The following is a 20,917-nucleotide window of genomic DNA, read 5'->3' on the forward strand; positions in this document are numbered from 1 at the left end:
GGTTTTCCGGTTTTCCGGTTTTCCGGTTTTCCGGTTTTCCGGTTTTCCGGTTTTCCGGTTTTCCGGTTTTCCGGTTTTCCGGTTTTCCGGTTTTCCGGTTTTCCGGTTTTCCGGTTTTCCGGTGAAGGGCGTCTCACAGCCCATTGTTTGTCAATGACTTTTTAAACCCACATACCGCGCCGCTATGCCGGCCCACGCCGCGTCCAGCGGTGCATCACGTCGCCGCCGGCGGCGCGAGTTTCCACCAGGTCGAACCGGGGCGCGTCGGCGAGCCGGTCCACCCCCATCGCCGCCAGCGCGGGGCGACCCTCGGCGCCCAGCGCCAGCCCGGCGGTGAAGCCCACCAGTTCATCCACCAGCCCCTCGGCGAGCAGCGAAGCCGCGAGCGCCCCGCCGCCTTCGCAAAACACCCGCGTCAACCCCGCCTTGCCCAGCGCCGCAAGCGCCGCGCCGGGATCGAGCTGGCCGCGCGTGACCGGCACGGGGATGAGCCGCGCGCCAAGCCCGGTCCAGGCGGAGATCAGCGCCGGGTCGGCCCGGTCGCCATGCACGAGCCAGACCGGCACGTCGGGCGCCGTGCGGGCAAGCTGGCCGTCGAGCGGCAGATCGAGGTTGCGGCTCAGCACCACCCGCACCGGCTGGCGCGCGGCGCCAAGGCCACGGACCGTCAGCGCCGGATCGTCGGCGCGCGCGGTGCCGGCGCCGATCATCACCGCGTCATGGCGCATCCTGAGCGCGTGGACGAGGCGGCGCGCTTCGGGGCCGGTGATCCACTGGCTCTCGCCCGAGGCGGTGGCGATCCGGCCGTCGAAGGAACTGGCGAGCTTGAGTGTCAACATCGGCCGGCCCAGCGTGACGCGGGACAGAAACCCCTTCTGATCGGCGCGCGCCTCATCGGCGAGAACGCCCTCGGTCACCTCGATCCCCGCGGCGCGCAGCCGGGCGATGCCCCGCCCGTTCACCCGCGGATCGGGATCGGTGAGCGCCACCACCACACGGGCCACCCCGGCTTCGGCGAGCGCATCGGCGCAGGGGGGCGTCTTGCCGTGGTGGGAACAGGGTTCGAGCGTGACATAGGCCGTCGCGCCGCGGGCGGCGGCCCCGGCCTGCGCCAGCGCCACCACCTCGGCATGGGGCCGCCCGCCGGGGCGGGTGGCGCCACGCCCGACGATGCGGCCATCCTTCACGATGACACAGCCCACGGCGGGGTTCGGCCATGTCTGGCCATGGCCCCGGCGCCCGAGCGCGAGGGCCAGCGCCATGTAGCGGCTGTCGCTCACCCTTCGTCGGGGGCGACGTCCGGGCGCAATTCGCTCACGAATTTGTCGAAATCGTCCGCCGCCTGAAAGTTCTTGTAAACGCTGGCAAAACGCACATAGGCCACGGTGTCGATCCGGGCGAGGCTCTCCATCACGATCTCACCGATGGACTTCGAGGGAATATCCGTCTCGCCCATGCTTTCGAGCCGCCGGACGATGCCGGAGATCATCTGGTCGATCCGCTCCGGCTCCACCGGACGTTTCTGCAGCGCGATCCGGATCGAGCGTTCAAGCTTGTCGCGGTCGAAATCCTCGCGCCGCCCGCTCGACTTGATGACCACGAGATCGCGCAACTGCACCCGCTCATAGGTCGTGAACCGTCCGCCGCAAGCCGGGCAGAACCGGCGCCGCCGGATCGCCACATGGTCTTCGGCAGGCCGGGAATCCTTCACCTGCGTATCTATATTTCCGCAAAACGGGCAGCGCATTCCTGTCCCCTCTTTCTTGCCTGTAAACCCCAGAAATGTGGGTCTTTGCCCACTTATCCACAGGCACTATAGGGGGTCTCCACGGTTTTGGGTAGTCTCTATTCCGCCCTACCAGATGATGTTTTCACCGATGCCGCCCGGCGGGAATTGGCTCAGCGCATATTGATCCGTCGCCGCCGCGCGCCGGGCGTGAGACACTCAGGCCCGCGACGCCACAGAAACGGGAGGATGATATGAGTGTTGCCCGCGTGACCGAAATTTCCGCCACCTCGTCGACGAGCTTCGAAGATGCGGTGAACCGGGGCATTGCCCGCGCCTCGGAGACCCTGCGCAATGTGCGCTCCGCCTGGATCAAGGAGCAGCAGGTGCGGGTCGAGGGCGGCAAGATCAGCGAATACCAGGTCAACATGATGGTGACCTTCGTGCTCGACGACTGAGCCCGGCTCAGCGCAGCATCGCCACCACTTCGCGCCGGTGCGGCCGGTCGCGATGCTCGAACAGATAAATCCCCTGCCACGTCCCGAGGGTCATCTGCCCCCGCAGGGTGGGGATTGCGATCGAGGTGGGCAGGAGCGCCGCCTTGATATGGCCGGGCATATCGTCCGGCCCTTCATAGGTGTGGGTCAGCCAGGACATCGACGGATCGCTGCCCGGCGGCACCAGACGGTGGAAGAAGGCGGCGAGATCGGTCTGCACCTCCGGGTCGGCATTTTCCTGGATCGTGAGCGAGCAGGAGGTATGGCGCACGAACAGGGTCAGCGCCGCCTCGTGCAGCGCCTGCGCGGCGACCCATCGGGCCACCACCGGGGTGACCTCGTAAAGACCGGCCCCCTGCGTCTCGATGGTGAAGCTCGTATGCATCCCCGCCCCCCGGTCTCGCCCCGTCTGTCGCCCCCGCGCTCACACGACAATGTCAGACGGCGCGGCGCGCTTCCATGATATTCTTCGCCCCGCGACCAGGGAGGATATCATGACACGGATGACGGCGAAGGACTTCGATCAGGACCTGCTCGATCTCTACGATTTCTATGCGCACGGGCTGATGTCGAAGCGCGAATTTCTCGAAAAGGCGGGCAAATACGCCGTTGGCGGGCTGACGGCCGCCGCGCTGCTCGACATGCTGAGCCCGGATTACGCGCTCGCCGAACAGGTGAGCTTCACCGACCCGGATATTGTGCCGGAATACATCACCTATCCCAGCCCCAACGGCCATGGCGAGGTGCGCGGCTATCTTGTGAAACCGGCGGGCGAAGGCCCCTTCCCCGCCGTGCTGGTGGTGCATGAGAACCGCGGGCTGAACCCCTATATCGAAGACGTGGCGCGGCGGGTGGCCAAGGCCGGCTTCATGGCGCTGGCGCCGGACGGGCTGACCAGCGTCGGCGGCTATCCGGGCAATGACGACAAGGGCCGCGAATTGCAGGGCACGGTGGATGGCGAGAAGCTGATGAACGATTTCTTCGCCGGCACCGAGCATCTGCTGGCGCGGGACGACAGCACCGGCAAGGTGGGCTGCGTCGGCTTCTGCTATGGCGGCGGCGTGTGCAACGCGCTGGCGGTGGCCTATCCCGAGCTATCGGCCTCGGTGCCGTTCTATGGCCGGCAGGCGGCGGCGGACGACGTGCCGAAAATCCAGGCGCCGCTGCTGATCCATTACGCCGCGCTCGACGAACGGGTGAATGCAGGCTGGCCGGCCTATGAGGCGGCACTGCAGGAACACGGAAAAACCTACACCGCCCATTTCTATGAGGGCGTCAACCACGGCTTTCACAACGATACGACGCCGCGTTACGACGCGGCGGCGGCGGAGTTGGCCTGGGAGCGCACATTGGCGTTTTTCAGCGAACACCTGAGCTGACGCTGGCGGCGCTCACCCGGCGGCGTCATAGGCCGCCTGCGCCGCGAAGATCGGCTCGCGGTTGAGTTCCGCCCATGTCACCAGCCCGAACAGCGGTTCCGTCAGCGACTGGCCGAGCGCGGTCAGCGCGTATTCCACCGAGGGCGGCTTGGTGTCGAACACTTGGCGCGAGATGATCCCGTCGCGCTGCAATTCGCGCAGGGTCTGCGTCAGCATCCGCTTGGAGATATCGGGCAAGGCGCGGGCCAGCGCGCTGAAGCGGCGTGGCCCGGCATCCAGTTCGATCAGCACCAGCACGGTCCATTTTGCCGCGACGTGATCGAGGATGGAGCGTACCGGGCAATTGTCCGGCGTATAGCCCGCCGCCTCCCAGGCGTCGCGGATCGAGGAGCCGCTGTCGCGCATCGTGGTTCCCTTTCTGTTACCTTGGCAGGAAAACCTGCCTCCTTCCGCCCGGTTATCGGAGGTCTCATATTGAGACCAATACACGATTCGAGACCATGGAGAAGGAAAACATGTCGAAACACCTCGTCACCGGCGCCTCTGGCCAGTTGGGCGGCCACGTGCTCGCCGCGCTCGAAGGAACGCTGCCGAAATCCGAAACCGCCGTGCTCGTGCGCAAGGAAGAAGACCGCGCCCGGCTGGCCGGCGAAGGCTATGACGTGCGCGTGGCCGATTACAGCGATCCGGCGGCACTCACAGCCGCCTTCGCCGGGATCGACCGGCTGCTGCTGATCTCGGGAACCGAGATGGGCCAGCGCCTGCCGCAGCACAAAAACGTCATCGCCGCCGCCAAGGCCGCGGGCGTCGGCTTCATCGCCTATACCTCGATCCTTGCCGCCGACCGCTCGCCGATGTCGCTCGCCGCCGAGCACAGGGGCACTGAAGAGGAACTGGCGGCATCGGGGCTGGCCTACAGCGTGCTTCGCAATGGCTGGTATACCGAGAACATCACTGCCAGCATCGGTCAGGATCTGCAGCTTGGCCAGCATTTCGGCGCCGCCGGCACCGGCCGCTTCGCCGCCGCGCCGCGCGCGGATTATGCCGAAGCCGCCGCCGCGGTGCTGACCGGCGCCGGGCATGAGGGCAAGATCTATGAGCTGGGCGGCAGCGATGCCTTCACCCTGAGCGACTACGCCGCCACCCTGTCGGAGATCGCAGGCAAGCCGGTGGCCTACGTCGACATGCCCGAAGCCGCCTATGCCGAGGCGCTGACCGGCGCCGGGTTGCCCGGCCCGCTGGCCGACATGCTCTCCGACAGCGACGCAAAGGCCGCCGACGGATGGCTCTATACCGAAAGCACCGATCTTACGGCCCTGATCGGCCACCCGACCACCCCGCTCGCCGAGGTGATCAAGGCCGCGCTCGGCTGAGACGGCAAAGGCACGCCGCCCGGATAACGGCCCGGGCGGCGCGCTCCTGCGCCGGGGTCAGCCGGCCTTGGCGGGGATCACCCTGAACCCGCCCTTTTCCAGCGCCTTCATGGTCAGACGGGCCTTGCGCACCTCGGCGGCGCGCACGGCGGCCCAGGCTTCCTTGCGCTGCTCTTTGGTGGCACCCGGATTGGCCGCGCGCCATTCGCGCCGCCAGGTGTTGTACGCCAGCGTCCGCACCGCCTTGCGGCGTGTCTTCATTTCGGGAGACGCCGGTTTTTTCTCTTTTTCGTCAGCCATATCAATGACCCTCAAACTATGAAACACCGCCTCGGTGTGGCCGGAAACGCTCCGGCCAGCGACGACGATACACCCGGCCCGGGAGGCCGATAAGAGGGAAAATGCGGGGCGGCGGCGCAGCTTTGGGCAGCGGCGCCGGGCGGGTGGACCCCGCCCGACGGTGACGTGCCGGGCTAAAGCCCGGACTACTGGTCGAGGAAGCTCCTGAGCTTCCGGCTGCGGCTCGGATGCTTGAGCTTGCGCAGCGCCTTGGCCTCGATCTGGCGGATCCGTTCGCGGGTGACCGAGAATTGCTGGCCCACCTCTTCGAGCGTGTGGTCGGTGTTCATGCCGATGCCAAAGCGCATCCTGAGCACCCGCTCTTCCCGCGGGGTGAGCGAGGCGAGGACGCGGGTGGTGGTCTCTTTCAGGTTTTCCTGAATCGCCGAGTCCAGCGGCAGGACCGCGTTCTTGTCTTCGATGAAATCGCCAAGCTGGCTGTCTTCCTCGTCGCCAATCGGCGTTTCGAGGCTGATCGGCTCCTTGGCGATCTTCATCACCTTGCGGACCTTTTCGAGCGGCATTTGCAGCTTTTCGGCCAGCTCTTCCGGGGTCGGCTCGCGGCCGATCTCGTGCAGCATCTGGCGGCCGGTGCGCACCAGCTTGTTGATCGTCTCGATCATATGCACCGGGATACGGATGGTGCGGGCCTGGTCGGCGATGCTCCGGGTGATCGCCTGACGGATCCACCACGTCGCGTAAGTCGAGAACTTGTAGCCGCGGCGGTACTCGAACTTGTCGACCGCTTTCATCAGGCCGATATTGCCTTCCTGAATAAGATCAAGGAATTGCAACCCGCGGTTGGTGTATTTCTTGGCAATCGAGATCACCAGCCGCAGGTTGGCCTCGACCATTTCCTTCTTGGCCTGCCGGGCCTCCTTCTCGCCCTTCTGCACCTGTTGCACGATGCGGCGGAATTCGGGGATATCGACGCCCACATAGGTGCCGACCTGCGCCATCTCGGTGCGCAGTTCCTGGATCTTGTCCGACGACCGCTCGACGAGCGCCGTCCAGCCCCGGCCCGATTTCTCGGTCATCCGGTCGAGCCAGGTCGGGTCGAGCTCGTAGCCGCGATAGGCTTCGATGAATTCGCGCCGGTTGATGCGGGCCTGATCGGCCAGCTTCACCATCGCCGAGTCGATCGACATGATCCGGCGGTTGATGCCGTAAAGCTGGTCCACCAGCGCCTCGATCCGGTTGTTGTGCAGGTGAAGCTCGTTCACCAGAAGCACCACTTCGGAGCGCACCTTCTGATAGGATTTTTCGTCCTTGTCGGTGAAGGAGCCGTCTTCGTTCAGGGTCGCGCTCATGCGCAGATCCTGCATATCCGACAGCTTCTCGTAGTCGCGCGCGATCAGATCGAGCGTTTCGAGCACGCGCGGCTTGAGCGCCGCTTCCATCGCGGCGAGCGACATGTTGGCCTGCTCGTCTTCATCCTCGTCGTCGTCGTCCTTGGCGAGCGGGTTGCCATCGGCGTCGAGTTCGGGCTGATCGTCCTTCTTCGGCGCGGCAGACTGGCCGGCGCCGACATTGCCGACAACCTCGTCCTCGTCCTCCTCGCCCATCTGGCGGCCAAAGGTGGCGTCGAGGTCGATCACGTCGCGCAGCAGGATCTCTTCGTTCAGAAGTTCGTCGCGCCAGATCGTGATGGCCTGGAAGGTGAGCGGGCTTTCGCACAGGCCCGCGATCATCGTGTTGCGCCCGGCTTCGATCCGCTTGGCGATGGCAATTTCGCCCTCGCGGCTCAGAAGCTCCACCGAGCCCATTTCGCGCAGATACATGCGCACCGGGTCGTCGGTGCGGTCGAGCTTTTCGGTCTCTGCGGTGGAGACGGCCACTTCGCGCGAGGCGGAGCCTGTGGCGACCACGTCGGTCGAGCCCTTGTTCTCGTCGTCCGCTTCCTCGGCCTCTTCGTCTTCGATGATGTTGATGCCCATCTCCGAGAGCATCGACATCACGTCCTCGATCTGCTCCGACGAGACCTGGTCGGGCGGCAGAACCGTGTTGAGCTGATCGTAGGTGATGTAGCCCTTCTCGCGGGCCTCGGCGATCATCTTCTTGATCGCCGCCTGGTCCATATCGGAGGAGACCGGTTCGTCGTCTTCGCGGGTGTCCTTGGTGTCGTCGGTGTCTTTGGCGGCCATGCGGCACTCCCTCGTTCGTTGGACCCAGGGGCGGTGATTCGGCGGAGTGTCTCCGCGAATCAGTGATTCGCCAACCCATATGGGGCCGTTCCTTACGCTTTTGAAGGGAAAAAGGCGAGATCGGCCGGATTATCCCTGCGGTTTTCGCCCACCCTTTGTGAACTCGATATCCCTGAGCAGGGCATCGAGCTGATCTTTTTCCTCCCGGGCGATCAACGCCCCGTTAGCGGCGCGGTCGAACAGGGTCTTGTCCTCATCCGATCCACCCCGGCGGGCGGCATCGCGGGCGCGGGCAGCCTCGCCCAGCCGCCAGGTCAGGCCCTCATCGGCCAGCGCGTCGATATCCTGTGCGGCTTCTTCCACCTCGCGGCGCACGCCGCGTCCGGCTTCGAGCTTGGCCAGTTCCTCGGTGAGACAGAGCGCGGCCAACTCATCATCGTCGCGCCGCCGCAGCGACGGCGCGATCTTCACATGGTTGAGCGCAAACAGCTTTTCAAGAAGGTGGGGGCCGGCCTCGGCCTCGATCCGGGCCTGCAGATCGGCCTCGTGATCATGCGCATGCGACAGCAACAGGCGCTGGAGCGCGCGGTGATCCTCGGTGACCATCTCGATCCGTTCGATCTGGGCTTCGAACCGTTCGACCAGTTCGGGATGGACGATGCAGGTGGCAAGGATCACCGCCTCGCGCAGCGCCTCCTCGACCTCGCCCGCGCCCGAGGCCAGCAGCGAGGTGCGGGTTTCGGCCAGCGCCGGGGGCGGCCCCTTGCGCCAGGGCGCGCGGCTGCCGGGGCGCCCCTGCGCCGGGCGCGGATCGAAGAGCGCGCGCCGCAAGCGGTTGATCTCCTGCCCGTAATGGCTGCGCAGCGACTTGTCCTTGATCTTCAGGATCACCTCGCGCAGATCGCGGTCAAGCGCGGCCTTGCGCTCGGGGCTGTCGAACTGCTTGCCCTCGGTCTCGCGCCGCCACAGCAATTGCACCATCGGCAGCGCCGCATCGAGCACCTTCTGCATTGCCCCCGCGCCCTGCTGCTTGATCACGTCGTCGGGGTCCAGGCCCTCGGGCATGATCGCAAAGCGCAAGCTCTGCCCGGCCTCGATCAGCGGCAGCGCAAGGTCGATCACCCGCATCGCCGCGCGCAAACCGGCGGTGTCGCCATCGAGCGCGATGACCGGCTCGGGGTGGAGCCGCCACATCAGCCGCAGCTGGTCTTCGGTGATCGCGGTGCCAAGAGGCGCGACGGTGGCGCCGAACCCCGCCTCGCTGAGCGCGATCACATCCATATAGCCCTCGGCCACGATCAGGGGCTGCTTGCCCGCCGCCTCGCGGGCGTTCTTGAGGTTGAACAGCGAGCGGCCCTTGTCGAACAGCTCCGTTTCCGGCCCGTTGAGATACTTCGCCCGCGCATTCGGGTCGAGCGCCCGCCCGCCCAGGCTGATCGCCCGCCCCCGCGCATCGCGGATCGGAAAGATGATGCGGCCCCGGAAGCGATCATAGGCCGCGCCGCCGTCGCGCTGGAAGCGCGCATCGTCACTGTCGGGCTTGATCGCCAGCCCGGCATCCACCACCAGCTCTTCGGAAACGCCCTTGTCCTTGAAATAGCCCAGCAATCCGTGCCGGGTGTCGGGGGCGAAGCCGATATCCCAGCGCGCCTGCGCCGCCTCGCGCAAGCCCCGCCGGTCGAGATAGTCGCGCGCCGCCGTGCCCTGCGCCGTTTTCAGTTGCAGGCGAAAATACTGCACGGCCTGCTCCATCACCTGCGCCAACTCGCTGCGCCGGTCGGCCTTTTCCTGCGCCTGCGGATCGCGCGCCGGCATCTGCATCCCGGCTTCGCGGGCGAGGATCTCGATCGCCTCCATGAAGCCGACATTCTCGGTTTCCTTGACGAAGGAAATCGCATCGCCCTTCGCGTGGCAGCCGAAGCAGTAATAAAAGCCCTTCTTATCATCCACATGGAAAGACGCGGTTTTTTCCTGGTGGAAGGGGCAAGGCGCCCACATGTCGCCCTTGCCCTGCTGGGATTTCTTCATGTCCCACGTCACCTTGCGCCCGACCACCTGCGCAAGGCTGGTGCGGGTGCGAAGCTCGTCGAGGAATCCCGGTGGCAGCGACATGATCTCACTATATGGTCGGGGGCTGCGCCCAAGTCCAGCGCGCCACGGCGTTTCGAAACGCCGTTCCGCCGGATTTCGAAATCCGGCGCCCCGCACCGGCAAAGCCAGCGCCGCATTGCGCGCCCCGCCCCCATTCGCTAACAGGTGCGGGTGATTTTCCGCCACGGAGGCCCAAATGTCTGACAAACCCCTTCGCATCGGCATCGCGGGCCTCGGGACCGTGGGCGTCGGCGTGGTCAGGATCGTGCGCAAACACGCCAAGCTGCTCGAGGACCGGGCCGGGCGGAAGATCGAGATCGCCGCCGTCTCGGCGCGCTCGCGCGACAAGGATCGCGGCGTCGACATTTCGCATTACGACTGGGAAGACGATCCCGTCGCCATGGCGCGGCGCGACGATGTGGATGTGCTGGTGGAGCTGATGGGTGGCTCGGACGGGCCGGCCAAGGCCGCCGTCGAGGCCGCGATTGCCGCCGGCAAACACGTGGTCACCGCCAACAAGGCGCTCCTGGCCCATCACGGTCAGGCCCTCGCGCTGGCGGCGGAGAAATCCGGCTCCGTGTTGCGGTTCGAGGCCGCCGTGGCTGGCGGCATTCCGGTGATCAAGGCGCTGACCGAGGGGCTTGCGGGCAACGAGATCACCCGCGTGATGGGGGTGATGAACGGCACCTGCAACTACATCCTCACCCGGATGGAAGCCACGCATCAGGGCTATAACGCGCTGTTCGAGGAGGCGCACAAGCTGGGCTATCTCGAAGCCGATCCGCAGCTTGACGTGGGCGGGATCGACGCCGGCCACAAGCTTTCGCTCCTGTCCTCCATCGCCTTCGGCACGCAGGTGGATTTCGACGCGGTGGAACTGGAGGGGATCGAGCAGATCGAACTTCAGGACATCGAGGAAGCCGCCGAGATGGGCTACCGCATCAAGCTGCTCGGCGTGGCGCAGATGACGGGGCGCGGGCTTGAGCAGCGGATGAGCCCCTGCCTGGTGCCCGCCGCCTCGCCGCTCGGCCAGCTCGAAGGCGGCACCAACATGGTGGTGATCGAGGGCGATGCCATCGGCCAGGTGGTGCTGCGCGGCCCCGGCGCCGGCGAGGGCCCCACCGCCAGCGCGGTGATGGGCGATGTGATCGACCTCGCACGCGGGCTCTCGATCCCGACCTTCGGCATCCCTGCCGCGAAGCTCACCGCCGCCAGGCCCGCCAAGGCCGTGGTGCCCGCGCCCTATTACATCCGCATGGAGCTTGACGACAAACCGGGCGCGATGGCCAAGGTCGCCGCCGTGCTGGGCGAGGCCGGGATTTCCATCGACCGGATGCGCCAGCACGGCCACCACTCGCCCACCGCGCCGGTGATCTTCGTCACCCATAAATGCGCCCGCAACCAGATCGACACGGCGCTTGAGGGCATTGGCAAGACCAAGGTGGTCTCGGGCGCGCCGGTGGCGATCCGCATCGAGGAAGTGTGATGTTTTCCCACGTCACGCTCGGGATCTCCGATCTCGACCGGGCGCTGGCCTTCTACCGTCCGCTTACCGCGGCGCTGGAGCTTGAGGAAAAGTTCAACACCCCCGATATTGGCCGGTTCTGGGCGGGCTACGTCACGCCGGGCACGGATCGGCCGATCTTCATCGTCACCCAGCCGTGGAACGAGGAGGCCCCCGCCCCCGGCAACGGGCCGATGGTGGCCTTTGCCGTCGGAACCCGCGCGCAAGTCGACGAAATCCACGCGCTGGCGCTTGCGCTCGGCGGCAGCAACGAAGGCGCGCCGGGGCTGCGCCTGCATTACCATGCCGATTATTACGGCGCCTATTTCCGCGATCCGGACGGCAACAAGCTCTGCGTTGTCTGCCACGCGCCCGCGACCGGCGAGGCGGCGAAATGATCGCCAGCGTCACCCTCGGCGTCAGCGACATCGACGACGCGATGACCTTTTACCGGCAGTTCATGGAAGTGATCGGCTGGGATGAGAAATTCGCCACCCGCCGCTCGCCGCCCGGCCCCTGGGCCGGCTGGCACCCGCTGGGGGCGGCGGGGCCGCTCTTCATCCTGTCGCATCCCGACAATCCCCACAGCCCGGCCATGCCCGGCGGCGGCGCGGTGGTAAGCTTCGAGGTGGCCAGCCCGGCACTGGTCGAGGCCGCCTATGACGAGGCGCTCGCCCTTGGCGGCAAGGGCCTGCGCGCGCCGGGCCGCAGCTACCCCGCCACCGACTACGCCGCCAGCATACGCGACCCGTTCGGCAATGCGCTCCGCATCGTCTGCCATCAGGCGGATTAGGCGCGCCGGCGCTGGGAAACGGGCCGCCCGATACCTACATGACATGGCGGAACATCCAAGAAGCGCCGGCCCGGAGCGGCTGGCAGGAATGGAGGGGACCATGTCAAATCAAACAAATCAAACCTACACAATTCGTGAAGTGGTTGCCGTTTTTCATGACGCGGCCAGGCTGGAAGCTGCGGTGGACGCGCTGGAAGGCGCGGGGTTCGTGCAGACCAATATCAGCATAATGGCCGATTCGCAGACCGTGGCCGACAAGCTCGGCCACCGCTTCGAGCCGATTGAAGAGATGGAGGAGGATCCGAAGATTCCGCGCCGCACCTTCGTCGGCAAGGCCGACCGTGGCGTGGAAGAGAGCGCGGCGATCGGGCTGCCGCTCTATGTGGGCGCGATGGCCGGTTCGGCAGCGGTGGTGGCCAGCGGCGGGGCCGTGGCTATGGCGCTGCTGGCGGCGGCGGCCGGGGGCGCCATCGGCGGCGGCCTCGGTGGCATCCTGGCGCGCGGCATCGGCAAGGCCGAGGCGGACCGCCTTGAGGACAATATCCGCCATGGCGGGATTCTGCTCTGGGTGGCGGTCGGCGATGCCGATGCCGAGCGCGTGGCCATCGACGTGCTCGGGCGGCATGGCGGCACCGATGTGCATGTTCACGAGATCGAACCAAGCTGGGAAGAACCGGAAATTCCGTTCGACCAGTGGAACCCCGATCCGTTCCTGCTTCGCGCATAGCGCGCCGGTCCGTCGCCGGGGATGGGCTTTGATACCCGGGGGCGCTGCCCCCGGACCCCCGGGATATTTCCGGCAAGATGAAAGGGCAACCGCGATTGTCGGGCGCTAACAGCCTGTTTCATTGATCTGCTAGCGCAAACTGTTACGCAGATGTCTTGGCCGTGACACGCCGCGCTGCTAACGATGGGGCACTGCAGCTCACCAAAGGACAATTCCATGACCGCCTCGCCCGTCGTATTCGCCGACCGTATGCTTTCGCTGGGCCTTGCCCGCGTTTCCGAAGCCGCCGCCGTGGCATCTTACAAGCTGGTGGGGCGCGGCGACGAGAAAGCCGCCGACCAGGCCGCCGTGAACGCCATGCGCGACCAGCTCAACCTGCTCGACATCAAGGGCGTGGTGGTGATCGGCGAAGGCGAGCGCGACGAGGCGCCGATGCTCTATATCGGCGAGGAAGTGGGCACCGGCAATGGCCCGGAGGTGGATATCGCCCTCGACCCGCTCGAAGGCACCACCCTCACCGCCAAGGACATGCCCAACGCGCTCACCGTGATCGCGCTGGCGCCGCGCGGCACGATGCTGCACGCGCCGGATGTGTACATGGAAAAGCTCGCCATCGGCCCGGGCTACCCGAAGGATGTGGTCAGCCTTGAGATGAGCCCGAAAGCACGGATCGAGGCGCTGGCCAAGGCGCGCGGCTGCAAGACCGACGATATCACCGTCTGCGTGCTGGAGCGCCCCCGCCATGACGAGATGATCGCCGAAATCCGCTCCACCGGCGCCGCGATCCGGCTGATCACCGATGGCGATGTGGCCGGCGTGATCCACACCGCCGAGGCCGAGCGGACCGGGATCGACATGTATATGGGGTCCGGCGGCGCTCCGGAAGGCGTGCTCGCCGCCGCCGCGCTCAAATGCATGGGCGGCCAGATGTGGGGCCAGCTGCTGTTTCGCAACGACGACGAGCGCGGGCGGGCGGCCAAGGCCGGGATCACCGATCTGAACAAGATCTATTCGCGCGACGAGCTGGTGACGGCAGACGTGATCTTCGCCGCCACCGGGGTGACCGACGGCTCGATCCTCGCCGGCCTCAAGCACGAACCCGGCTGGATCGAGGCCGAAACCCTGCTGATGCGGTCCAAATCCGGCTCGGTACGGCGGATCACCTACCGCAACCCGACCGACCGCGTGAACCTCTGAGGTATCCGTGACCCCGCGCGCGCTCCTGCTGATCGACATCCAGGTCGCCTTCGACGACCGCTACTGGGGCGCGCGCAACAATCCTCAGGCGGAAGAAAATGCAGGCCGGCTGCTCGCCCATTGGCGGGCGGCGGAGGCCCCCGTTTTTCACGTCCGCCACCTGTCGGTAGAGCCCGCGTCGCCGCTGAACCCGGTTTTCGACCGGGTGGATTTCAAGCCCGAGGTCACCCCCCTGCCCGGCGAGCCGGTGCTGCAAAAACATGTGAACTCGGCCTTTATCGGCACCAATCTCGAAGCGCGGCTGGTCGAAGCCGGGATCGAACGGCTGACGATCTGCGGGCTGACCACGCCGCATTGCGTCTCCACCACCGCACGGATGGCGGCCAATCTCGGGTTTTCGGTGGAGCTGGTGCATGACGCCTGCGCCGCCTTCACGCGGAACGCCAACACCGCTTGGCGCGGCGGCGGCGCGGTCAGCGCAGAGGCGATCCACGCGGCGGCGCTGGACCAGTTGAACGGCGAATTTGCGCGGGTGATGGGTGTGGCCGAGGTGCTGGCGGAGAGGCCGTAGGGGGGGCCGATGGGGTTGTGCCTGTACCGGGTGTCCGGTCGGGACATGGCAATGCGACACGCCGCCGGGACATGGTGCGGCAAGGGCGCAATGGCATGGGGCGCGGGCGCCGGGTTGTCGCAGATGCCTCGAAACCAGGATTCTAGAACTCTAGCGTTCCAGAGTCCGAGACAGACAAAAATATGTCATAATTACAATATCCTGGGCGGGTGCGCCCGTTAATCTCCTGGTCATTTCTTTCCAAGGGGTAAACTTGCCAGGGGCAGCGATGGCGCAGCCCCCTGCACCACCTCTCCGCCCTGCCGGCGATCGGCACTCAGGCGGTGGTGAGCGCCCCGGAGCTGCGCCAGAACCGCGTGCCCAGCATCGCCGCCGCCGCCGCGAGGCCCAGCACCAGCCCAAGCCAGACGCCCTGCGCGCCCAGGCCCAGCGCGATGCCGAAGACCCAGGCCGCCGGTGCGCCGATCAGCCAATAGCTCGACGCGGCGATCATCATCGGCACGCGGGTATCCTGCATCCCGCGCAGGAGCGAGACCGCGATCACCTGTGTCGCATCGGCGAGCTGGAACAGCGCCGCCATGAGCAGAAGCCCGCGCCCGACCGCGAGAATCTCGTCGCGCAGGGGCTCGGCGGGGTCGAGAAACGCGCCGACCAGCAGCGCCGGCACCGAGAGGAACAGCACCACCGCAAGCGCCGCCCAGCCCAGGCCCAGGCTGAAGGCGGCGAGCGCCCCCTGACGCAACGCCGGCGCATCGCCGCGGCCAAAGGCGCGGCCCGCGCGCACGGTGGCGGCGTTGGACATGCCGAGCGGCACCATGAACGAGATCGAGGCGATCTGCAGCGCGATCCCGTGTGCGGCCAGCGGCACGGTGCCGAGCAGGCCCACGAGGATCGCCGAGAAGGAAAACAGCCCCACCTCGGCCAGCACCGTCAGGCCGACATGCCAGCCCATCGCCGCCACCTCGCGCAGCGCCTCCCAATCGGGCCGCCAGATGCGGTGGAACAGCCTGTGCGCGGGGAAGCGGTTCACCGCGTAGAGCGCCAGCACGAGGACCGAGATCACCTGCACCGCGAGCGAGGCAAGGGCGGCACCGCGAATGCCAAGCTCGGGCGCGCCAAAATTGCCGAAGATCAGCAGGTAGTTGATGCCGGCATTGGCCACGGCGGCGGCGATCACCACGAGCAGCTGCACCCGGGCGCGCTCCAGCGCCGAGAGGTAGCTTTTCAGCACCATCACCGCGAGTGCCGGAATGATCCCCCAGCCCATGATCCTGAGATAGGTCTGCGCCCCCTCGGCCAGCGTGGCCTCCTGCCCCATGAGCTTCATCAGCGGGGCCGAGAACCACAAGAGCGGCAGCACCGCCAGCGCGAAGCCCGCCGAGATCCACAGGCCCATCCGCGTGACCCGGCGCACGCGGGTATCGTCGCCCTGTTCGGCGGCGGCGGAAACCAGCGGCATCACCGCGAAGGCAAAGCCCGATCCGAAGAGAAACAGCACCATGTGGAAGGTATTGGCCAGCACCAGCGCCGCCAGCGCCTCGACATCGTACCAGCCCAGCATGATCGTATCGGTCATGCCGATCGCCATCTGCGCCATGTGGCTGCCGATCAGCGGCAGGCCAAGCGTGAGGTGAGCGGCAAGATGCTCGCGGAAGGGTTTCGGCGCGGTCATGCGGTCCTCTGGCACGTGGTGCCGGGCTGGGCAAGCCCCGTCAGGCGGGCTTTTTCGCCACCATGTCGATCAGCGCCGACCGGCCGGAATGGCCCACGCCTTCGCTGATCTCGCGTTCATATGACCGCAACTCGACGATCTCCAGCCCGGCGAACTGCCCCCTGAGCAACGCCTCGGTATAGAGAAAATCGGGGTTGCGCGGGCCGCCGGTGCCGAAGGCGATCTGCTCGGGCGTATAGCCGTGCAGAAGCAGCGTACCCCCCGGCGCGAGCGTCCGCGCCATCCCGGCGAAAACCGCCGCGCGTTCGGCGGGCCGCAGAAACTGGATGAAGATCGCCGCCACCACGTCAAAGGCGGCGGGCGCCCAGTCCCAGTCGGTGATGCTGGCCTCGACGTGATCGACGCGCACGCCGCGCTCGGCGGCCAGCGCCCGGGCCTTGGCGATCGCGTTGGGGCTGGAATCCATCGCCGTGACGCTGAGGCCGCGTTGCGCCATGAAGGTGGAATTGCGCCCCTCGCCATCGGCCACCGCCAGCCCACGCGCGCCGGGCGTGAGCCAGCCGGCATGATCGGTCAGAAAGGCGGCGGGCGCCTTGCCATAGACGTAATCGGGGGTATCGAACCGGTCATCCCACATGGCCATCCTCGCAATCCAACTGGCAGTCTTCGTCAGGTAGGCAAGCCAGCGGGGATTGCCAAGGCACAATCCTGTGTCATCCTGTGCTGCAGGAGGACGCGATGGCACCGCAGGACAGGCTGATCCCCGACGCGCTCGGGTTTTTCGACGCACTCGCGGCGCATAACAGCCGCGACTGGTTCGCCGCGCACAAGGACGAATACGAAGCGGCGGTGAAGCGCCCGGCGGACGCGCTTCTGCGCGAGACCGGCGACTGGCTCGCAGCCGAGACCGGCGTGGCGCAGGCGGCCAAGCTCTACCGCATTCACCGCGATCTGCGCTTCTCGAAAGACAAGACGCCCTATAACACCCATCTGCACCTGCAATGGTCCGATCCCGCGCGCGGCATCTGCCATCTGTTCGGTGTCTCGCGCGACTATGTCTGTGCAGGCGTGGGGGCGATGGCGTTTTCCGCACCTGCGCTGGAGCGCTGGCGTGGCGCGGTCGGCGCGGATGGGGCGGAGATTGCCGCAGAGATCGCGGCCATGACCGGCACCGGCCACCGGCTCGACCCGCCGGCGCTGAAGCGCGTGCCCGCCCCCTACCCGCAGGATCACGCGCAGGGCGCGCTGCTCAGGCACAAGGGGATCGTGCTGTGGCACGATTTCACCGATGCAGAACGGAACGATCCGGCGGCGGCATTGCGGGCGGCCTTCACCCGGCTCGCCCCGTTCCGCAAGGCGCTGGCCACGGTGCTGGGCTGAGACCCGCCCGCCCTAGCCGCCGGCCCCGAGCAGCAACAGCACCATGAGCTGCGGCGCGAGGATGCGCAGGAACATCACCAGCGGATAGACCGAGACATAGGCCACCGAGGCCGCGGGCGCGGCATGCATCGAGGCGGCGAAGGCCAGCGCCGGCGGGTCGGTCATCGAGCCGGCGAGCACGCCCGCAAGGCTGAGATAGTTGAACCGGAAGACGAGCCGCGCCAGCAGCCCGACCACGACAAGCGGCACCAGCGTGATCAGCACGCCATAGCCCATCCAGCTCAGGCCCGGGCCGTGCAGCAGCGTTTCGACGAACCGGTCGCCCGCCGTGATCCCGACCACCGCGAGGAACAGCACGATGCCGATCTCGCGCAACGCCGTGTTCGCCACCGGCGGCATGAACCAGACGAACGGCCCCCAATGCCCAAGCCGCCCGAGCAGGATCGCCGCCACCAGCGGGCCGCCGGCAAGACCGAGCTTGAGCGGCGCGGGCAGGCCCGGCAGCGCCAGCGGGACCGAGCCGAGAAGGATGCCCAGCGCGATGCCGACGAAGAGCGCCTCGAACTGCACCTGATCGAGCCGGGCGCGCTCATCGCCCAGCCGCATCTTCACCGCCTCGATATCGTCAGGCAGGCCGACCACGGTGACGATATCGCCAAAGGCAAGCTTGCTGTCGGCGCGCGGCGGCAGTTCGATCCCGGCGCGGTTGATCCGGCTGATCGTCACCTGATGGCCTTCCAGCAGGGCGAGGTCGCGCAGCCGCACCCCCAGCGCCTTGCGTTCGGTCACCACCAGCCGCGCCCAGCTCATCCGGGTGCCCTTGGTGCTGATCGGTTTGGCCGCTTCTGGGCCGAGCAACAGCTTCATCGCCGCCAGCGCCCTGGCCGGGCCGACGATGTGGAGCGAATCCCCCACATGCAGGCGCGCCGCGCGCGTGGGCACGGCAATCTCGCCGCCCTGCATCATCCGGCTCGCCACCACCTCGCCATCGAACAGGCCCGGCACCTCGCCCAGCGCCACGCCGTCGAGATTGGGGTTGGTCACCACCACATCGACGGTGGGCAGCGCCGCCGCACCTGCCCCGGTTTCGCGCGCCCAGTCCGCCGCCTCGCGGGAAACGTCGATACGCAGGAGCGCCCGCAGCGCCAGCATGGTGAGCAGGATACCGACAATGCCGAACGGATAGGCCACCGCATAGCCAAGCCCGGTCAGCGCCAGCGCGTCGTCGCCAAAGCCGGTCTCGGCCAGGATCTGCGTGGCCGCGCCGAGGCCGGGCGTATTGGTGACCGCGCCCGACATCACGCCGACAAGCGCGGCAAGATCGAGTCCGAACAGCAAAAACACCGCCACCGTCACCGCCACCCCGAGCGCGACGATGGCGATGGCGGCGAGGTTCAGCCGCAGCCCATCGCGCCCGAAGCTCTTGAAAAAACTGGGGCCGACCTGGATGCCGATGGTGTAGACAAACAGGATCAGCCCGAATTCGCGCACGAAATGCAGCATGTCCGCGTCAAAGGCGATGCCCCAATCCGCCGCCACATGGCCCACGGCGAGGCCCGAGAACAGCACCCCGCCGATCCCCAGCCCGACCCGCGCGATCTTCACCCGCCCGAGCAGCAGCCCAAAGCTACCAGCAAGGGCAAGCGCGATCAGGGTCAGCGCGACATCGGAGAGGGCGATAAACGACATGGGCCTGCGCAAGTGTCTCGGGCCACCAACGTGACCGCCACCGCCGCCCGGCGCAAGCGCCGTTGCGGTATGGCCGCTATGCGCCCCGGTCTGCGCTCAGCGCTCGTCCCACATCTGCACGAGGTCTTCGGCCACCTGCACGCGGTATTCGGCCTCGGATTCGCTTTGTACCACGAGGATGGCGTTTACCATGTCGCCGCCGCCGACCGGGCACATGATGACGACGTCCTGCGCCTGCGGTTCGAGGTCGTAGCCATAGACCGACCAGGAATCGGCCCCGGTCTCTGCGCCACCCTTGTCGAACATGTAGCGTGAAACCACGTCGCGGGCGCGCTGCATGCAATCGTCGACATCGCTGTAGGAGCCGAGCTTGAAGATCGACCAGCCTTCCGCCGAAGCGGGTGAGGCCAGCAGGGCAAATCCAATAACCAATGCGCGTATCATCCTATACCTCCTTGCCGCCCGCAAACGGGCCCGGCATCAAAATTTTCTTCGATTCACACAGAGTTAAACATCCCCGGCCGGCCTGCGCCAAGCCCGAATTTGCCCTCAGCCCTGGCGCAGCCGCTGGGTAACCTGCGCCATGATCGAAACCGCGATCTCGCCGGGGCTCTTCGCTCCGATATCGAGCCCGACAGGCGCGTGGATGCGGGCGATCTGATCGGCGGTATAGCCCTTTGCCTGCAACCGCTCGACGCGCCGGGCATGGGTCCGGGTCGAGCCGAGGCTGCCGAGGTAGAACACCTCCGCCCCGAGGGCGGCCTCGATGGCGGGGTCGTCGATCTTGGGATCGTGGCTGAGCGTGACCACGGCGGTGCGCGCATCGAGACCGAGCGCGGGCAGCACCTCGTCGGGAAAATCCTCGCGGATGTCCTCACCGGGAAAGCGGTGTTCGGCGGCGAACGCGCCGCGCGGGTCGATGATCACCGGATCGTAGCCCGCGATCCGCGCCATCGGCACCAGCGCCTGCGCGATATGCACCGCCCCCACGATCACCATCCGCAAGGGCGGGTTGTGGATGGCGACGAAGGTGGCATCGTCTTCCTCGATGCCGGAGCGGTCGGCGCGGAAGCGCGCCGCAAAGGCCGGCGGGCCGGCAATCCGGCGCACCCAGCTTTCGGTGTTCACCACATAGGCCAGCGGCTGGCGCGCGGCGCGGGCGGCCACGATCTCGGCCAGCATCGCCTCGGGCAGCGCCGCGCCCACCGGCTCGACCAGAACCCGGATCGTGCCGCCACAGGCAAGGCCCACCGAAAAGGCCGTCTCGTCGCTCACCCCGTAGCTCAGGAGCCGCGCGCCGCCATCGCCCAGCGCCTCAAGCGCCTCGGTCACCACCGCCCCTTCGACGCAGCCGCCCGAGACCGAGCCCTGTATCTCGCCCGCCCCCGAAATGGCGAGCTGGCTGCCCACCGGGCGCGGGGCCGAACCCCATGTCTGCACCACCGTGGCCAGAACCGCCTCCTTGCCGGCCCGGTGCCAGGCAAGCGCGGTTTCGGGAATATCGTCATAGCTCTCGGTCATCATCGCCTCCCTCACCCAAAGCGTGGCACCGCCGCCCGCACCGCGCAAGACCCCCGCAGCGCGTTCACGGCAAGGTTGGCGCGGCCCGGCGCTTGCCTTCGGGTTACGGGTTAACGGGACATGAACCGTCCCGGCCCGGCAAGCCATTGTAATGGCGGGATTGTCAGGCCGCGCCAAGGCGCTAGAGTTCTAGGATTCTAGGCCGTAGACTCATTAGCCCGTATTGCGATGCGGATGGCGGCCAGAGTGACGCCGGCCATGAAGGTCTCGGCGTGTTTGTCGTAGCGGGTGGCCAGGCCCCTGTATTGCTTCAG

General features: G+C 67.0%; 22 protein-coding genes and 1 tRNA gene. 10 read left to right on the top strand and 13 right to left on the bottom strand.

The annotated features are described in order from the left end of the window. Nucleotides 1-182: 182 nt before the first annotated feature. Nucleotides 183-1,280, bottom strand: a complete 1,098-nt coding sequence (ribD, locus tag QMG28_RS20470) for a bifunctional diaminohydroxyphosphoribosylaminopyrimidine deaminase/5-amino-6-(5-phosphoribosylamino)uracil reductase RibD (protein WP_434784462.1) — start codon at nt 1,278-1,280, stop codon at nt 183-185. Next, a complete protein-coding gene (gene nrdR / locus QMG28_RS20475; RefSeq protein WP_281844075.1) occupies nt 1,277-1,747 on the bottom strand; it encodes a transcriptional regulator NrdR in 471 nt (156 codons plus the stop codon). The genes ribD and nrdR overlap by 4 nt, the downstream gene beginning before the upstream one ends. Before the next feature lie 233 nt (nt 1,748-1,980). On the opposite strand from nrdR, the gene QMG28_RS20480 reads away from it, so the two are divergent. Beyond that, complete coding sequence (locus tag QMG28_RS20480; protein WP_281844076.1) at nt 1,981-2,184, top strand: dodecin family protein; 204 nt, start codon at nt 1,981-1,983, stop codon at nt 2,182-2,184. A 7-nt stretch (nt 2,185-2,191) separates the two neighbouring features. On the opposite strand, the gene QMG28_RS20485 is transcribed toward QMG28_RS20480, so the two are convergent. Beyond that, on the bottom strand, nt 2,192-2,608 hold the full coding sequence (locus tag QMG28_RS20485; protein WP_281844077.1) for a secondary thiamine-phosphate synthase enzyme YjbQ: 417 nt from the start codon (nt 2,606-2,608) through the stop codon (nt 2,192-2,194). Nucleotides 2,609-2,717: 109 nt separating this feature from the next. Here QMG28_RS20485 and yghX point away from each other — a divergent pair, with 109 nt between their 5' ends. Continuing rightward, the gene (yghX, locus tag QMG28_RS20490; protein WP_281844078.1) at nt 2,718-3,602 is read left to right on the top strand and encodes a YghX family hydrolase; all 885 of its coding nucleotides are present in this window, start codon (nt 2,718-2,720) and stop codon (nt 3,600-3,602) included. A 12-nt stretch (nt 3,603-3,614) separates the two neighbouring features. Here the strand turns inward: yghX and QMG28_RS20495 are convergent, their stop codons facing one another. Further along, on the bottom strand, nt 3,615-4,007 hold the full coding sequence (locus QMG28_RS20495; RefSeq protein ID WP_281844079.1) for a winged helix-turn-helix transcriptional regulator: 393 nt from the start codon (nt 4,005-4,007) through the stop codon (nt 3,615-3,617). 110 nt (nt 4,008-4,117) lie between these two features. On the opposite strand from QMG28_RS20495, the gene QMG28_RS20500 reads away from it, so the two are divergent. After that, nucleotides 4,118-4,975 (top strand): SDR family oxidoreductase, encoded by an 858-nt coding sequence (locus QMG28_RS20500; RefSeq protein ID WP_281844080.1) that lies wholly within the window; start codon nt 4,118-4,120, stop codon nt 4,973-4,975. A gap of 57 nt (nt 4,976-5,032) precedes the next feature. Here QMG28_RS20500 and QMG28_RS20505 read toward each other — a convergent pair whose 3' ends face one another. The 4 genes from QMG28_RS20505 to QMG28_RS20520 all read right to left on the bottom strand — a co-directional run bounded on the left by QMG28_RS20505 (nt 5,033) and on the right by QMG28_RS20520 (nt 9,684). Next, a complete protein-coding gene (locus QMG28_RS20505) occupies nt 5,033-5,236 on the bottom strand; it encodes a hypothetical protein (protein ID WP_281844081.1) in 204 nt (67 codons plus the stop codon). Nucleotides 5,237-5,460: 224 nt separating this feature from the next. Continuing rightward, the gene (rpoD, locus tag QMG28_RS20510) at nt 5,461-7,458 is read right to left on the bottom strand and encodes an RNA polymerase sigma factor RpoD (RefSeq protein ID WP_281844082.1); all 1,998 of its coding nucleotides are present in this window, start codon (nt 7,456-7,458) and stop codon (nt 5,461-5,463) included. A 129-nt stretch (nt 7,459-7,587) separates the two neighbouring features. Next, the gene (gene dnaG / locus QMG28_RS20515) at nt 7,588-9,570 is read right to left on the bottom strand and encodes a DNA primase (protein ID WP_281844083.1); all 1,983 of its coding nucleotides are present in this window, start codon (nt 9,568-9,570) and stop codon (nt 7,588-7,590) included. Next, nucleotides 9,525-9,684 (bottom strand) — tRNA-Arg (locus QMG28_RS20520). The genes dnaG and QMG28_RS20520 overlap by 46 nt, the downstream gene beginning before the upstream one ends. Before the next feature lie 61 nt (nt 9,685-9,745). On the opposite strand from QMG28_RS20520, the gene QMG28_RS20525 reads away from it, so the two are divergent. The 6 genes from QMG28_RS20525 (at nt 9,746) to QMG28_RS20550 (ending at nt 14,341) form a co-directional block, all read left to right on the top strand. Then, nucleotides 9,746-11,035, top strand: coding sequence for a homoserine dehydrogenase (locus tag QMG28_RS20525; RefSeq protein WP_281844084.1), 1,290 nt, complete (start codon nt 9,746-9,748; stop codon nt 11,033-11,035). Beyond that, nucleotides 11,035-11,451 carry a VOC family protein gene (locus QMG28_RS20530; protein ID WP_281844085.1) on the top strand — a complete coding sequence of 139 codons (417 nt, stop codon included), beginning with the start codon at nt 11,035-11,037 and terminating at the stop codon, nt 11,449-11,451. The genes QMG28_RS20525 and QMG28_RS20530 overlap by 1 nt, the downstream gene beginning before the upstream one ends. Next, the gene (locus tag QMG28_RS20535; RefSeq protein ID WP_281844086.1) at nt 11,448-11,846 is read left to right on the top strand and encodes a VOC family protein; all 399 of its coding nucleotides are present in this window, start codon (nt 11,448-11,450) and stop codon (nt 11,844-11,846) included. Before QMG28_RS20530 ends, QMG28_RS20535 begins: the two co-directional genes overlap by 4 nt. A gap of 100 nt (nt 11,847-11,946) precedes the next feature. Then, nucleotides 11,947-12,573 (top strand): hypothetical protein, encoded by a 627-nt coding sequence (locus QMG28_RS20540; protein WP_281844087.1) that lies wholly within the window; start codon nt 11,947-11,949, stop codon nt 12,571-12,573. A gap of 216 nt (nt 12,574-12,789) precedes the next feature. Then, nucleotides 12,790-13,770: a class II fructose-bisphosphatase gene (gene glpX, locus QMG28_RS20545; protein WP_281844088.1), complete on the top strand. Its 981-nt coding sequence runs from the start codon at nt 12,790-12,792 to the stop codon at nt 13,768-13,770. A gap of 7 nt (nt 13,771-13,777) precedes the next feature. Then, nucleotides 13,778-14,341, top strand: a complete 564-nt coding sequence (locus QMG28_RS20550; RefSeq protein ID WP_281844089.1) for a cysteine hydrolase family protein — start codon at nt 13,778-13,780, stop codon at nt 14,339-14,341. Nucleotides 14,342-14,657: 316 nt separating this feature from the next. Here the strand turns inward: QMG28_RS20550 and QMG28_RS20555 are convergent, their stop codons facing one another. Both QMG28_RS20555 and QMG28_RS20560 read right to left on the bottom strand, forming a co-directional pair. Then, a complete protein-coding gene (locus tag QMG28_RS20555; protein ID WP_281844090.1) occupies nt 14,658-16,013 on the bottom strand; it encodes an MATE family efflux transporter in 1,356 nt (451 codons plus the stop codon). Nucleotides 16,014-16,053: 40 nt separating this feature from the next. Beyond that, nucleotides 16,054-16,656 carry an SAM-dependent methyltransferase gene (locus QMG28_RS20560; protein WP_307726366.1) on the bottom strand — a complete coding sequence of 201 codons (603 nt, stop codon included), beginning with the start codon at nt 16,654-16,656 and terminating at the stop codon, nt 16,054-16,056. A 95-nt stretch (nt 16,657-16,751) separates the two neighbouring features. Here QMG28_RS20560 and QMG28_RS20565 point away from each other — a divergent pair, with 95 nt between their 5' ends. After that, nucleotides 16,752-17,393, top strand: a complete 642-nt coding sequence (locus tag QMG28_RS20565) for a TIGR02453 family protein (protein WP_281844091.1) — start codon at nt 16,752-16,754, stop codon at nt 17,391-17,393. 12 nt (nt 17,394-17,405) lie between these two features. Here QMG28_RS20565 and QMG28_RS20570 read toward each other — a convergent pair whose 3' ends face one another. From QMG28_RS20570 to QMG28_RS20580, 3 genes are all read right to left on the bottom strand, one after another. Next, complete coding sequence (locus tag QMG28_RS20570) at nt 17,406-19,082, bottom strand: putative transporter (protein ID WP_281844092.1); 1,677 nt, start codon at nt 19,080-19,082, stop codon at nt 17,406-17,408. A gap of 96 nt (nt 19,083-19,178) precedes the next feature. Next, complete coding sequence (locus tag QMG28_RS20575; protein ID WP_281844093.1) at nt 19,179-19,526, bottom strand: hypothetical protein; 348 nt, start codon at nt 19,524-19,526, stop codon at nt 19,179-19,181. Nucleotides 19,527-19,631: 105 nt separating this feature from the next. After that, nucleotides 19,632-20,603, bottom strand: a complete 972-nt coding sequence (locus QMG28_RS20580) for an XdhC family protein (protein WP_281844094.1) — start codon at nt 20,601-20,603, stop codon at nt 19,632-19,634. Nucleotides 20,604-20,917 lie beyond the last annotated feature (314 nt).

Source organism: Sinisalibacter aestuarii (assembly GCF_027923545.1).
Lineage (GTDB): Bacteria > Pseudomonadota > Alphaproteobacteria > Rhodobacterales > Rhodobacteraceae > Sinisalibacter > Sinisalibacter aestuarii.